Annotated in this window: 9 protein-coding genes; 2 read left to right on the forward strand and 7 right to left on the reverse strand. The window is 31.7% G+C overall.

All coding sequences use genetic code 11. The features are described 5' to 3' along the window. Positions 1-10 precede the first annotated feature (10 nt). Both ACKTTC_RS05570 and ACKTTC_RS05575 read right to left on the reverse strand, forming a co-directional pair. Complete coding sequence (locus ACKTTC_RS05570) at positions 11-1,027, reverse strand: sugar nucleotidyltransferase (protein ID WP_408038808.1); 1,017 nt, start codon at positions 1,025-1,027, stop codon at positions 11-13. 59 nt (positions 1,028-1,086) lie between these two features. Continuing rightward, positions 1,087-2,745: an ABC transporter ATP-binding protein gene (locus ACKTTC_RS05575; RefSeq protein WP_408038809.1), complete on the reverse strand. Its 1,659-nt coding sequence runs from the start codon at positions 2,743-2,745 to the stop codon at positions 1,087-1,089. A gap of 196 nt (positions 2,746-2,941) precedes the next feature. Here ACKTTC_RS05575 and ACKTTC_RS05580 point away from each other — a divergent pair, with 196 nt between their 5' ends. Both ACKTTC_RS05580 and ACKTTC_RS05585 read left to right on the forward strand, forming a co-directional pair. After that, positions 2,942-6,451 carry a S8 family serine peptidase gene (locus tag ACKTTC_RS05580; protein ID WP_408038810.1) on the forward strand — a complete coding sequence of 1,170 codons (3,510 nt, stop codon included), beginning with the start codon at positions 2,942-2,944 and terminating at the stop codon, positions 6,449-6,451. Between the two features lie 150 nt (positions 6,452-6,601). Next, the gene (locus tag ACKTTC_RS05585; protein ID WP_408038811.1) at positions 6,602-8,461 is read left to right on the forward strand and encodes an ABC-F family ATP-binding cassette domain-containing protein; all 1,860 of its coding nucleotides are present in this window, start codon (positions 6,602-6,604) and stop codon (positions 8,459-8,461) included. Positions 8,462-8,514: 53 nt separating this feature from the next. Here the strand turns inward: ACKTTC_RS05585 and ACKTTC_RS05590 are convergent, their stop codons facing one another. From ACKTTC_RS05590 to ACKTTC_RS05610, 5 genes are all read right to left on the reverse strand, one after another. Beyond that, positions 8,515-9,054, reverse strand: coding sequence for a hypothetical protein (locus tag ACKTTC_RS05590; protein WP_408038812.1), 540 nt, complete (start codon positions 9,052-9,054; stop codon positions 8,515-8,517). Between the two features lie 87 nt (positions 9,055-9,141). Continuing rightward, on the reverse strand, positions 9,142-10,887 hold the full coding sequence (locus ACKTTC_RS05595) for a hypothetical protein (protein WP_408038813.1): 1,746 nt from the start codon (positions 10,885-10,887) through the stop codon (positions 9,142-9,144). 354 nt (positions 10,888-11,241) lie between these two features. Then, the gene (locus ACKTTC_RS05600) at positions 11,242-12,528 is read right to left on the reverse strand and encodes a phosphatidylserine decarboxylase (protein ID WP_408038814.1); all 1,287 of its coding nucleotides are present in this window, start codon (positions 12,526-12,528) and stop codon (positions 11,242-11,244) included. A gap of 300 nt (positions 12,529-12,828) precedes the next feature. After that, entirely contained in the window at positions 12,829-13,206 is a 378-nt protein-coding gene (locus ACKTTC_RS05605; RefSeq protein ID WP_408038815.1) for a VOC family protein, read from the reverse strand. A 117-nt stretch (positions 13,207-13,323) separates the two neighbouring features. Then, a complete protein-coding gene (locus ACKTTC_RS05610; protein ID WP_408038816.1) occupies positions 13,324-14,781 on the reverse strand; it encodes a serine hydrolase domain-containing protein in 1,458 nt (485 codons plus the stop codon). Positions 14,782-14,821: the final 40 nt, after the last annotated feature.

The raw sequence follows: 14,821 nt of genomic DNA on the forward strand, positions 1-14,821 counted from the left end.
ATGTAATATGTTATGTAAGTTCTGTATAATCACCGATACTTATTGATGTAAATTCTCCATTAAATTTAGCAAAATTACCAATCATAGCATTATCAAAATTTGCATTAGTAATTTCTACATTAGTTTGTATAAGAGAATTAGTTATTGTTGCATTTTCTACAACACTATTTTCACCTATAGATACGTAAGGACCAATTTTAGCGTTCTTTAAAACGACATTTTTTCCAATATAACAAGGCTGAATAATCTCTGAGTTTTCTAAGATAACATCATCAGAAACTAAATTATTTCCATCTGCAGCTTCAAAACCTAAAACCTGTTTATTTGTATCTACTGTTGGATCTTTTTTACCACAATCCATCCAAGCATCCACTTTTCCGGGAATAAATTTCGCTCCTTGTTGTTTTAAAGATTCTAACACATTTGTTAATTGATATTCATTGTTTTCTTTCAAATCATTATCAATTAAATATTGAATTTCCTCTCTTAATTTATTACCATCTTTAAAGTAATAAATACCAATAATGGCTAAATCAGAAACAAAATCTTTTGGTTTTTCAATAAAATCAGTAATAAATCCATCTTCTAGTTTTATAACACCAAAAGCACTTGGATCTTCTACTTGTTTTACCCAAATAGCACCATCTGCATTAGTATCTAACGTAAAGTCAGCTTTAAAAAGTGTATCTGCATACGCTACAACACAAGGTCCGCTAAGAGATTCTTTAGCTGCATAAATAGCATGTGCAGTACCTAATGCTTCTTCTTGTACATATACAGAACCTTTTGCACCTAAACTATCTGCAATTGTCATTAATTTATCCTTGGTATCTGAAGGAAATCCTTTTTTCGCAGGACCAATAATAAATGCTATTTCTTCAATCTTTTCGTCAATTACCTTACTAATATCTTCTACTAAGCGTTGTACTATTGTTTTTCCTGCAATTACAGTTAATGGTTTTGGAGTAGTTAATGTATGTGGTCTCAAACGAGAACCAACACCTGCCATAGGTACAATAATTTTCATTAATTTTCCTTTAAATTTTTAGTAACGCAATATACTACTAATTAAGCTATAGAAAAAAGTTAAATATCTTTTGGAATTGCGTTAATTAATGTCCTTGTATATGAGCTTTTTGGAGTAGCATATAAAGCATCTGCTTCAGCAACTTCTTCTATTGTACCTTTATTCATTACAACTACTTTATCTGACATGTATTTTACTACAGATAAATCGTGAGAGATAAATAGATAAGTAAATCCATACATTTCCTTTAAATCATTCAATAAATTTAATACTTGAGCTTGTACAGAAACATCTAAAGCAGATACAGACTCGTCGCAGATAATAAATTTAGGTTGCAATGCAATTGTACGTGCAATTCCTACACGCTGTCTTTGTCCGCCAGAAAATTGATGAGGTAAATGATAAAAGTGTTGTGGTTCTAATCCTACTTTATCTAAAATATCTAATACATAGGCTTTTCGCTCTTTTCGGGAAGAAAAAATTCCATGTACTTTCATAGGTTCCATAATGGCTTCCCCTACAGGAATTCTTGGGTTTAAAGAAGAAAAAGGATCTTGAAAAATAATTTGTATATCTTTTCGTAGTCGTTTTAATTCTCTTCTTTTTAACTGAGTAATATCTCTACCTTGGTAGAATATTTGACCAGAAGTAGCTTTTTCTAATTGTAAAATAGTTCTTCCTAAGGTTGTTTTACCACAGCCAGATTCCCCTACAAGTCCTAATGTTTCACCTTCATAAATAGCAAATGAAACATCATGTACTGCTTTTACTACATTTGAAGATGAAAAGAAAAACTTTTTTGAAACAAACTCTTTATGTAAATTTTTAATTTCTAATAAAGGAGGTTTACCATATATCTTTTCATGATATTCTTTTCTTTCAGCTGTTTTGTATACAGTTAAATCAAGTGAATTGTTTAGAAAATCAGCAACAGTAGGGAGTTTTTTTAATCGTTGTTGAGTACTTGGTTTTGAATTTATAAGTGCTTTGGTATAATTGTTTTGTGGATTTAAAAAGACATCAGATGCTTTTCCTTGCTCTACAATTTCACCTTTTTGCATTACAATAAGATCATCTGCAATTTCTGAAACTAAATTTAAATCATGAGAAATAAAAAGGATACTCATTTTGTTAGTTTCCTGTAATTCTTTTAAAAGTTGTATGATTTCTTTTTGAACGGTTACATCTAATGCAGTGGTAGGTTCATCGGCAATAAGTAGTTTGGGTTTATGAGCAATTGCCATAGCAATCATAATACGTTGCTTTTGTCCACCACTTAATTCATGCGGATAAGCTTTAAAAATTCTTTCAGGGTTTGGAAGCTTTACTTGTTCGAACAAAGCAAGTACTTCTTTTTTAATTTCAGAGTTAGATAAATTAGTGTCTTTTTTAAAAACTTCAGATACTTGATAGCCACAAGTTAAACTCGGATTTAAAGAAGTCATAGGTTCCTGAAAAATCATAGAAATGAGTTTTCCACGAATTTTTAAAAAATTTTTTTCAGAAAAATTTACAAGAGAAAAATCGTCAAATTTTATGCTTCCTGTTACAGTTGCATCTTTAGGTAGTAATCCCATTATACTAAGAGAAGTTATAGATTTTCCACTACCACTCTCCCCTACCAAACCTACTGTTTTAGTAGGATTAATGTCAAAAGATACATTTTTTACAATTGGTCTATTTTTAAAAAAAATAGATAAGTCTTTTATTTTTAGCATAAAGGAGTTTTTAATTATGAATTATAAAAAACTAATATAAAGTAACTTAATAAAAATGTCAAAAAATCAATTTTTTTTTTGATTAATTAGAAAAAAAGCTATATTTGGCCGATTATTAACAAAATTTTAAGGTTTGTTTTAACATTTTTTAATGTAAATCGGCTTTTAATTTTATTAACCCAAATAACCCTTCACAATGAGAAACAATTACTTTGGAAAGCTGTTCTTTTCAGCTGCTTTCTTGGCTTTGACCTATAACGTTGGAGCACAAAGCAAAAAAGAAGCAGATCAAATTCGTAGTAAATACGATTTAGTAAAGCTTCAAACAGTTCAAAAAACTTTAAAGACTAAGGAAGACTCTGACAGAAAAAGAGCTCTAAGATTAGCGAAACAAAATGGTTGGGAAACAACTATTAAAATGAAGGACGGTAGGTTTATGGAACTACAAAAAGTAGTAGACGGAAAACCTATTTACTACACTACATTTAATGTGGCTGCCGCAAAATCAACAAGAACAGATCATTTAAATTCTGGAGGTTCATTAGGATTAAACTTAATGGGGCAAGGAATGACTGCTTACGTATGGGATGGTGGAGTTGCAAATCCAGCTCACCAAGAATACGATGGAAGCGGAGGAAATAACAGGTTCTCTATTGGGGATGGAACCAATACACGTAATTTCCACGCAGAGCACGTTACAGGAACAATTATGGCTTCAGGTTTTGACGCAAATGCAAAAGGTATGGCACCATACGCTTCTGCTGTAGGTCATGACTGGACTAACGATAAGTCAGAAGCAACAGGTCAAGTTAGTAACGGAATGTTAGTTTCAAATCACTCATATGGTTTTGCTGTAAGAAATAGATTTGGACAAGTACAAATACCACAATATTATTTTGGAGGATATATTGACGAATCTCGTGCATGGGATGAAATCATGTTTAATGCACCAAACTACTTAATGGTAGTTGCTGCGGGTAACGATGGTAATGATAACACTGCAAATAATAATCCTAACAGTGGATCTGGATGGGATAAATTAACTGGACATTCTACTTCTAAAAATAACTTAGTAGTTGCAAATGCACAGGATGCAAATATTGATGCAAATGGAAACTTAGTTTCTGTATCTATTAACGCTAGTAGTAGTGAAGGACCAACAGATGATATGCGTATTAAGCCAGATATTACTGGTAACGGTACAAATGTATATTCAAGTTTCCACTGGCCTAGTTATGATGCAGTAGCTGGAACTAACAACGCAGATGGAAATATTACAGATGATTACGCTAGTATTACTGGTACATCTATGGCATCTCCAAACGTAACAGGTTCTTTATTATTATTACAACAACACCACAATAATATTAACGGAAGCTTTATGAGAGCTGCTACTTTAAAAGGTATCGCTTTACATACTGCAGACGATGCAGGAGCTGCTGGACCAGATGCTGTTTTTGGTTGGGGATTATTAAATGCTAAAAAAGCTGCTGAAACAATCACTAACAATGGAAACCAATCTAAAATTGAAGAGTTAACATTAACTTCTGGTCAAACATATACAATTACAGTAAACTCTGATGGAACTAACCCATTATTAGCTTCTATTTCTTGGACTGATAGACCAGGTACAGCTATTACTTCAGCTTCTTCAGCTAAAGTATTAGTAAACGACTTAGATATTAGAGTTTCTAAAGCTGGAACTACTTATTTACCATATGAATTAACTGGGCCAACTACAAGTGCACAGAGAGATAATGATGTAGATCCTTACGAAAGAATTGATGTAGCAAATGCATCAGGAACATATACAATTACAGTTACAAACAAAGGTAGTTTAGTAGGTGGAAGCCAAAACTTCTCTTTAATTGTTACAGGTATTACAGGTAACGCACCAGTTTGTAACGCTACAACTCCAACTGGAGTTTCTACTTCAGGAGTTTCTCAAACAGGAGCTACTGTTTCATGGACTGCAGTTTCAGGAACTACATATGATGTTAGACACCGTCAAGCAGGAACTTCTTCTTGGACAGTAAATGCTGCGTCTTCTAACACAGCTACTTTATCTGGATTAACAGCTGGTACACAATACCAAGTACAAGTTCGTAGTAAGTGTCCAGACGGAACAAATTCTTCTTATAGCTCTACAGTTACATTTACAACTGCTGCACCAGCTGCATGTGCATCATTACCATATAGTGAAAGCTTTGAATCTAATGATGGATGGACACAAGTTAGTGGAGATGATGGAGATTGGGTAAGAGATAGTGGAGGAACACCTTCATCTGGTACTGGACCTAGCTCAGGAGCAGACGGTTCTTTCTATATGTTCTTAGAGGCTTCTACAAATAATAGCGCAGGGCAAATTGGAAACAATGCAACAGCAATTTTAGAAAGTGGATGTTTTGATTTATCTGGTAAATCTTCAGCAACGTTCACATTCAAGAGCCATATGAATGGTACAAATATGGGAACTTTAAAAGCACAAGTTTCTACAAATGACGGAGGTACTTGGACAGATGTATTCACAAAATCTGGTAACCAAGGTAATCAATGGAATAATGAATCAGTAAGTTTAAATAGCTATTTAGGATCTACAATTAAATTAAGACTTGTTGGTACAACAGGTAATGGATGGAGAAGTGATTTAGCTATTGATGATATTGAAGTAACTGCTGTAAATGCAGGATCTGATACGCAAGCACCTTCTACACCAGGAAACGTACAAGCGTCTAACGTAGATCAAACTTCTGCAACTATTGGTTGGAATGCTTCTACAGATAACGTAGGTGTAACTGGTTACGATGTATATAGAGGAGCTACAAAAGTTGCTACGGTAACAGGTACTTCTTATAATGCTACAGGTTTAACAGCTGCAACTTCTTACACATTCTCAGTAAGAGCAAAAGATGCTGCTGATAATGAATCTGCTGCAGGTTCTGTAACATTTACTACATCTAGCAACCAATTAACGTACTGTAATTCTACAGGACAAAGAACTCAATTTGAGTGGATTGATAAAGTTGTAATCGGTGGAATTAATAATGTAACTGGTGCAGGTTCAGGATATTCAGACTTTACTTCACAAGTTGGTACATTAGCTAGAGGAACAACGAATTCAATTATCATTAGTGCTGGATTTGCTAGTACTGCTTATACTGAGTTCTGGGGTGTTTGGATTGATTTCAACCAAAATGGAGTATTTGAAGATAGCGAAAGAGTAACATCTGGATCTTCTTCTAGTGCAGGAGACTTAACTGATGATACAGTTATAGTACCAGCAGATGCTGTATTAGGTAACACAAGAATGCGTGTATCTATGAAGTACAATGCAAACCAAACTGCTTGTGAAACATTTGATGATGGAGAAGTAGAAGATTATACAATTAATATTGTAGCGTCTGCATCTAGTTCATCTTTATATACAACATTTAATGATTCAAACAATCTTATTCAATTAGGAAACGAAGATGCATTATCTGTAGTTACATATCCAAACCCAGCATCTAGTTTTGTTGAGGTTAGATTAGACGACAAAGATGTAGTATTATCTTCTTATAGAATCATAAATACTATTGGTCAAACAGTTCAAAGAGGTGCATTTAGCAACCAAAGAATTGATATTTCGAACTTAAACTTTGGAATGTATGTTCTAGAGGTTAACGACGGACAAAAAGCGTTCAAAGCTAAACTTATTAAAAACTAAATTGGTTAAAAGATAAAAACCCTTCAATTTTTCACAAACCAATTCTAACCCAAGCTTTATGCTTGGGTTTTTTTATTATATAAAGATGCAGTTTTACTGGCTATTAAAATTAGTACCTTTGTTTTCTTTTTAAAATACCCACTAGTATCAATGAATTACCTTACAGTTGAAAATATATCGAAAGCATACGGAGAAAGAGTTTTATTTGAAGACTTGTCTTTTGGAATTAATAAAGATCAGAAGATTGCTTTTGTAGCTAAAAATGGGAGTGGAAAAACCTCTATTTTAAATATTGTTGCTGGAAAGGATACACCAGATTCTGGACAGGTAGTGAGTAGAAAGGGATTGCATATTGCTTATTTATCTCAAGATCATAATTTTGATATAGATAAGACTATTGAAGAAACAATTTTTGCCACAGAAAATAAAATTCTTCCTATAGTACAGCAATATGAAGAAGCTTTACAAAATCCAGACGATACAGAAGCGTATCAAAAGGCTTTTGAGTTAATGGAGCAACACAATGCTTGGGATTTTGAAACGCAATACAAGCAGATTTTATCGAAGCTAAAGCTAGATAACTTGCAGCAAAAAGTAGGAACACTTTCTGGAGGACAACGTAAACGTTTGGCCTTAGCAATTATTCTAATAAATAAACCTGATTTATTAATTCTAGATGAGCCTACCAACCATTTAGATTTAGAAATGATTGAGTGGTTAGAAGCCTTTTTTGCTAAGGAAAAAATTACTTTGTTTATGGTAACGCACGATCGTTACTTTTTAGAAAGAGTGTGTAATGAGATTATTGAATTAGATAATGGACAGTTATATAAATACAAAGGAAACTATTCGTATTATCTTCAAAATAAAGAAGAGCGAAAAGCATTAGAAGCTGTTAATTTAAGCAAAGCAAAAAGCTTATATAAAAAAGAATTAGACTGGATGCGTCGTCAACCAAAAGCACGTACCACAAAGTCAAAATCTAGAATTGATGATTTCTTCGAAATAAAATCAAAAGCACACCAGCGCCGACAAGAACATGAAGTGCAGTTAGAAATTAACATGGAGCGTTTGGGAAGTAAGATTGTAGAATTACACAAACTGAAAAAATCCTTTGATGATAAAGTAATTCTAGATGGTTTTGAATATGTGTTTAAGAAAGGAGAACGTATTGGAGTTATTGGAAAAAACGGAACTGGAAAATCGTCGTTCTTAAATTTATTGACAGGTCAAATCCCTGTAGATGGCGGAAAAATTGTAGTTGGTGAAACCGTAAAGTTTGGGTATTACACCCAAAAAGGAATTAAGATTAAAGAAGGGCAGAAAGTAATTGAGGTAATTAAAGAATTTGGGGAAGAAATTCCATTAACCAAAGGAAGAAGAATTTCTGCAGCGCAGTTATTAGAACGTTTTTTATTCGATAGAAAAAAACAGTATGATTTTGTAGAGAAATTAAGTGGAGGAGAGCAGAAGCGTTTGTACTTGTGCGCAGTGTTAATTCAGAATCCAAACTTCTTAATTCTGGATGAGCCTACAAACGATTTAGATGTAGTTACCTTAAATGTCTTAGAAAACTTCTTGTTGGATTATCCAGGAAACTTAATTGTAGTATCGCACGACCGTTATTTTATGGATAAAATTGTAGATTCTTTATTTGTATTTAGAGGAAATGGTGTGGTAGAGAATTTTCCAGGGAATTACTCCGATTTTAGAGCGTATGAAGATTCTAAAGCACCAGAACCTAAAGTTGAGAAGAAAGAAGCTGTAAAACGCGAAAAAACACCTCAAAAAGGAAAATTAAGTTATAATGAGAAGCGAGAGTTTGGTGTGTTGGAAATTGATATTGAAAAATTACAAAAGAAGAAAAACGAGATAGAAGTGCAGTTTGCCAATGGAAGCATTGCTTCTGAAGATATTAATGATAAATCTGTAGAGTTACAACAAATCATAGAAGACCTAGAAACCAAAGAAGAACGTTGGTTTGAGTTGTCTATGAAGATGGAGGGGTAGAAAGATTAAGTCATATCAGAGTTTATTTGGTAAGCATTTCTGAATGATAAGTGTTATTGTTTACTTTCTTTTCTATTATGTTTAGTGTGTTTAAAGTCATCATTTTCTAATATGAAAAAGCTATAAATTGTACTACTTGAAGAGAAGTCGTCTTTTTGAGTTGATGTACTAATTATATAGGTTATTGTTGAACCTTGATAAACTTTGAAAAAGACATCATCTTCTATGTAAGAATCATATATTTTTCCTCCCCATTTTTTAATTTGGGTTATATATTCATTATACTTTTCTTTTTTATGTATTTGAATACTTAGTCTGTTAGGATAGTTTTCACTATCTGAAAAATATAACCATATAAAGGATTCAGCGTTATCGTTAAATTTAGATTTGTTGTATGCGAAACTTAATCCTCCATATTTGTCGGTTGTTGCTGATTCAGCACTTATAAAGCTCCAATTTCTTAGTGTAAGATACTCTTCAGCTTCTGCCATATTCTTTTTTCTAACAGTGATTAATTGTTTAAGTGATAAGTTTTGAGAAATTGAAGGAATTGTTACTAAAGTAAATAGAATTAATGTTAAAATATTTTTCATTGTCTTTTTAATTAATATTACAAAAGGAGTTTATCAAGAATTATTTTTTTAGTTTAAAAATTAAAACCTTATATAAAATTCTTTTTTTTAAGAAAAGCAAGAATCGTTTTTAATTACTTCAAATGATAAGTCATAATATTCAGTTCTCATTTCCGTATAACATTGTATTAGTGATAATTTAGCAATATTTGATTTATATTTTTTAATATCTTTTTGAACAGGTTTATTTTTTATGTGGCTTGTAATACACATCACATATTTTATGTTTTCGGCAGTCTTGAATAAATCTAAAAAGTTTTGTTCGCTCAGGTTTCTATTCTTCTTTTTTGATTTTAGACTTTTATAGACAGCTTTTAAATAGTCGTTTTTCTCATCTTTTAGGTCATTTTTTAACCTCCTAGCTGATGAAATAACTTGACTATAAAGTTCTCTCATATCTGTGCTAAAACCATATTTCACATGACATAAATAAAGTGTTTTTCCTTTAAAATGAACTATATCTGCTAATTCGATTGAATCTGGTGAAATGGTATCTAAAACTAAATAATTTTTCTTATCATATTTATCATTATATGTTCCTTCGTTCTCCCTTTTTCCACTAGCTTTTTTTTGCCATTCCTCGTTCAGAATTTGATTTTTTAAATCATTAGCGTTTAATATTTCTGAACACCTTTTATTCATTTCATTTATAAATATTTCTCGTAGTTTATACCATTTGGAATCTAGATATATAAAAGTCCCTAAACCTTTGATATTTATCTCTGTGTTTAAATGATATATAAGTGCAGTTTTTAGAATTGGATTTTTATTCTGGTTTTTATAAGTATAAATATATAGACTATATATTTTACTGCCGAAACTGTTTAAATTTCGGTCAAAATTTTCATCATTTAAGTAGCGAAGAATAGTTCTAAGAATTTCACTTTTATCATTTAATTCACTTATTTTTTTGAATTTTCTTTTATCCTCTTTCAGTTTAATTGCATATTGATCTGCACTGTAGAAGTCTTCTATTTTGTTTGGGTAACAAATATCAAAATTTGAAACTTTATTCTCCAAAATATTATTTCTCTTATTGAAGAGTTCGTTTATAATGGCAGGTTTTAATGAGTTTGAAATGAGGTCTTTATCTGTTATTTCTTTGTAAGAACTGAAAAAATCATCAGCTTTCTTCGTTTCTATATATTCCAAGATTTCAATTAATAAACCTAATTCTTGAAAAGTGAGTTTTTTGTTAAGATTAAAGCCACTAGAAATATTTAATATTATATTAGGCGACCTATTTGACAAAAATTGATTAAAATAAAGTTCTGCCGTTTCTGATGAAAGTTTGATCTTAAGTTCAGTTGGAATTTTACCAAACTTAATATAGTCCATTAGTCTGTAATTATCTTTAAACTGTTCAGACATTCCTGCTCTCAAACCAGTTACACCTCTAGTTTTTATTGTAATTATTTCATCCTGTATTGGGTTCATTATTCTGGAATACGTGTTTAGACCATAGGACGTATCTAGAAAGGGTAAAATATATTTGTAAAAAGCACCTCCAATAACTGTAAAAATTCCAGATTCCGTATTAACTAAAATTAAAATAGATGGAATTTGATATTCAAGAGCAATTCCTTTTACGTATTCTTTTGGAAAGAATCTTGCCCATTCAGATTCTTTTTCACTTGATTGAATAACAATTAATTTAGAGTCATATTCATTAACTTGAATGTCTCTAATAATTGAAGGTTTTTTGTTCATTAATAAATGAGCAGAAATTCCGTCAACAATAGAATCTATATTATGTCTACTTTCAATCTTATATATCGTTGGATTCTGTTTCAAATAGTTTCAGTCTTTTATTATGCACGTTTTTAATTACAGTTAATTATGAGTATATAGACCTTTATATTGAATATACTACCAGACTAGCTGCATAAACACAGTTTATTGTTAATTAATAAATTCTCTAAGAAAAAGTGAAAGGAACAGGGGGACTGGTCTATTTCTTTATCTTTTTGGTTCTTAAATGTAGAAAATAAAAATTAAAAGCAAAAAGCACTTCCTTAGAAAGTGCTTTTAATCTTTTACTTATTAAAGAGATTGCTTCACATTCCCTTCGACTCCTTCAACATAGTTCAGGAGCCTCCTCTGGGAATACTCGCAATGACGTTTTATAAATGAGTTTTTATGGTTAGTTTATTTTTTCCATAATACAGAAGGCTGACCATATTGAAAATGAACTGGTACTTGTCCTGGATCGTAGGTATACATGTACAAGTCTTTAGGTGGATTTTCGAATAACATGATAATATCAGAACCTCCAAATCTAAACTTTCCAAACTCTTGTCCTTTTACTACTGTTTTTCCTTGTAAATCTGTGTACATATCTACACCAGATACTTGACACATTCCTATTGGTAAAACAGCCACTTTTCCAACTACTGGACCTGCATCTATAATTACTAAACCTCTGGCTTGTGTAAATTCGTAACCATCTCCTGCACCATCAGGAGCATCCCATTGTCCGTCTTTTTTAAGTTCTACGTTTAAATATACATTCCCTTCAATAGGAATAATTTCTAAAATTTCTCCACTTACTGGTGTATGAAAACGGTGATAATCAAACGGACTTAAGAAGTAGTGAATAAAAGTTCCTCCATAAAAATCACTCGAATACTCACTTTCCTGTAATAATTCATCTACAGTTCCAATAGTATGTGTTCCTTTTAAAGAAACCTTAGTTGGTTTTCCAGTAGTAATACTAATTACATTTCCGCTGTCATCTATTGGGTAAAACTGTTTGTAAGTACAATCTGCAGGAGAGGTAATTACTTCATTATTGTCTGGTGCAATAATTGGACGCAAAGGACTAATACCTGTTTCTGGATTTGCATGATTAAATTCTCTGTAGAAAAACTCATTAAACGTTTTCCAATTAGGTTCATTATCGGCATACAAAGGGAAGTTGTACATACGATCGTATTTAAACGAGTGTAAACTTTCTTTCGTTAACGATTCTTCGGTATCTAAAAACGTTCCCCAAGCATTTGCAAAATCTACCAACCAATTGGCAAACTTTTCAAAACTTTGCATGGTAAGATTCGATCCAGGAATCTTTTGATCTATCAACCAATATGATTGGCATAATAAATCGTATACTTTTTGGTTGTATCCATTTTTTTGATCGTTACTTTTCCAAGCATCTGGATATTGTGGATCGTTACTTTCATTAGGAACCATACGTACGTATAAATCTAAATAATCTAAATACGCCGAAATGGTAGTTGGCCAACCGTTTCCTTTAAATTCATTATTAATGGCATTGTATAAATCTGAATTCAAATCTTTTTTAGCTTTCTCAACTGCAATATTTAACGATGCTACTAAAGCAGCAGCCATTTTAGGATCTTCTGAAAGAATTTCTTGTAAAGAAGCTACTACAGGTTGATGGGTAGTTTTTGAAATAGGAGTTAATGTTTCCATTTTTAAGTGTTTTTAAGGTTGTTCTTCAAAATTCAATAAAATACTAGCAGGATGCTGAAAAAATGGATTAAAAGGAAGATTTTAATGTATAATTGAAGAAAAAGAAGGTATAAGAGCAATGCAGAAAATAGAAACTATTAATTAGCATTATTAAACCAAGGGACTTCAGTCCCTTGCAAAACCAAAGCTGTACTTTTATAAGCAGTTTTTATTTTCTAGGTGAAGATTATTTCAATTTCTTCAAATGTATTCTTTGGTAGAGCTCAGTGTACGCTAAAGAAATATTTTGTTATGATAAATTTAATCAATTCGCCACGGTGGATTCAATCGGTTTTCGCCAGCAAAGAATAAAATTAGTTGATTTCCATCTAGGTCTTTTAATCTGGCTTCTCTCCATAACCAAGATTGATCTGTTGGTTCTTGGTCAAACTGAATTCCATTTGCTTTTAAAGAAGTTACTCGTTCGTCTAAATCATCACATTCAAAATACACATAAATACCTTCACCTTTAGGCAAAGCATCGGTTTGATGAATAGAAAAAGTAGCATTTCCATCCGGACATTCAAAACGCGCATAATGCGGTAAAGCTTTTACAATGAGTTTTAATCCTAGTTTTTCGTAAAAAGGAATTGACTTTGTTAAGTCTATAGAAGGCACTGTTATTTGATTTAAATTCATAGTGTTTGGTTTTAGCAATTGATATGATTTATCACGCTTCAATTTCTATAAAAACCAATAAAACAACTGCTTTTTTCCATAGGAAGTTCTTAGAGAAGCATAAGCATTTCTTATAAATTAAGGATGTTCCTCTAACCATTGAGCTGCGTCTTTAGTATACCAGTTTGATGAAAAATTAGGAAGTGTTACAATGGTTTTATAATGTTGTTTCGCTTTTTTAAGATTTCCATTACGATCGTAAAAAGTTGCCATATAAGAATGTAGATACGGATCGTTTGGTGTTTCTTTTAAAAGTGTTGTTCCAATATGTTCAATTTGCGTATCGAATTGGGTAAAAGGCGGTAATTTTTTGTAAAAAGCAACGTCTTTTAAGAAAACCAATGTGTGTAACAGATTGATATCTGTATATGCTAGATAATTGGGATGCTTTTCAAATGTTTTTTCTAACAATACTTTGCTAGTTTGGAAATGTTTAAGATCAAAACGCGCCATAAAAGAATTTGCCAAAGCTTGCGCTAATACTTTTTTGCGATAGAAGGAAGTATTGGTGGCATTGTTTGTATATACTTCTTCAGCAGTTTCTAAAAGAGGTGTTTGTGGAGAATTTAAAACATAATTCTTTAAAAAACTCATCGCAAATAAAGAAGAAGTAACATCGCCCATAATAAGTCTTGCAGGATCGCTCATTAAATTATTGTTGGCTAATAAAACCAATGTTAACTTTTTTGACGGTACTTTAAGTAGTAAACTAGAATAACAATCGTATTGACCGTAGATCCAAAAAATATCTGTTTCTAAATAACGTTGTTTAAAAATTCCAAAAGCATAAGGTAAATCGTTATCAATTCCTTGTAGTAATTTGTTTTTACTAGCTGTTGAAAGAATCGAATTTTGATCTAAAGCTTTTGAAAACTGAAGTAAATCTTTGGTGTTAGAAACCAAACCTGCAGAGGTAGAATATCCGTAGTCTATAAACCCTTTTTCAACACCGTTACCTAACACATAAGGAGTTGCAATAGTTTCTTTTGCCTGTGTTAATTGCTGTTTATTTTTTAAAAGAAATGTATTTGTAAGCTTTAAAGGAGTTAATATTTCTGAATTCATAACTTCATTAAAAGGCTTACCAGTAGCTTTTTCTATAATTTGAGTTAATAAACTAAAGCGTACGCTGTAAAAGAATTGTTTTCCAATAGTTCCTTGCGAGGTATGCGAAAGTAAATGTTGTATTTGTATCTGCTTATCGAGTTTTGAGTTAGGAATGTATAGAGAAATAGGATCGTTAAGTACTAGTTTTCCTTGTGCAGCTAATTTCATTATTAATGTAGCGGTAAATAATTTGGTTATAGAAGCAACAGGAAAGATCGTATTTGCATTGACTAGAGTTTTAGTTTCAAGATCTGCATATCCAAAATGTTGCTCGTAAATAAGTTTATTGTTTTGAGTTATAGCAGCCGTCATACCTGGAATAGAAAAGAAATGCTGTAAACTTTCTAGTTCTTTTGTGAATTGAGTTTGTTGGCCAAAACTAATATTACTTAGCAGTAATAGCACAAATAAAAAACTACATTTTCTCATGTGTTAAAGCATAATTTCTTAAGTAAAGACAATGCAGTTA

Origin of the sequence: Tenacibaculum amylolyticum (assembly GCF_964511145.1) — a bacterium.
Lineage (GTDB): Bacteria > Bacteroidota > Bacteroidia > Flavobacteriales > Flavobacteriaceae > Polaribacter > Polaribacter amylolyticum.

What these genes read in the sequence shown, in the direction of transcription:
- ACKTTC_RS05570 (WP_408038808.1), bottom strand. Translation starts at nt 1,027, where the DNA reads ATGAAAATTATTGTACCTATGGCAGGTGTTGGTTCTCGTTTGAGACCA.
- ACKTTC_RS05575 (WP_408038809.1), bottom strand. Translation starts at nt 2,745, where the DNA reads ATGCTAAAAATAAAAGACTTATCTATTTTTTTTAAAAATAGACCAATT.
- ACKTTC_RS05580 (WP_408038810.1), top strand. Translation starts at nt 2,942, where the DNA reads ATGAGAAACAATTACTTTGGAAAGCTGTTCTTTTCAGCTGCTTTCTTG.
- ACKTTC_RS05585 (WP_408038811.1), top strand. Translation starts at nt 6,602, where the DNA reads ATGAATTACCTTACAGTTGAAAATATATCGAAAGCATACGGAGAAAGA.
- ACKTTC_RS05590 (WP_408038812.1), bottom strand. Translation starts at nt 9,054, where the DNA reads ATGAAAAATATTTTAACATTAATTCTATTTACTTTAGTAACAATTCCT.
- ACKTTC_RS05600 (WP_408038814.1), bottom strand. Translation starts at nt 12,528, where the DNA reads ATGGAAACATTAACTCCTATTTCAAAAACTACCCATCAACCTGTAGTA.
- ACKTTC_RS05605 (WP_408038815.1), bottom strand. Translation starts at nt 13,206, where the DNA reads ATGAATTTAAATCAAATAACAGTGCCTTCTATAGACTTAACAAAGTCA.
- ACKTTC_RS05610 (WP_408038816.1), bottom strand. Translation starts at nt 14,781, where the DNA reads ATGAGAAAATGTAGTTTTTTATTTGTGCTATTACTGCTAAGTAATATT.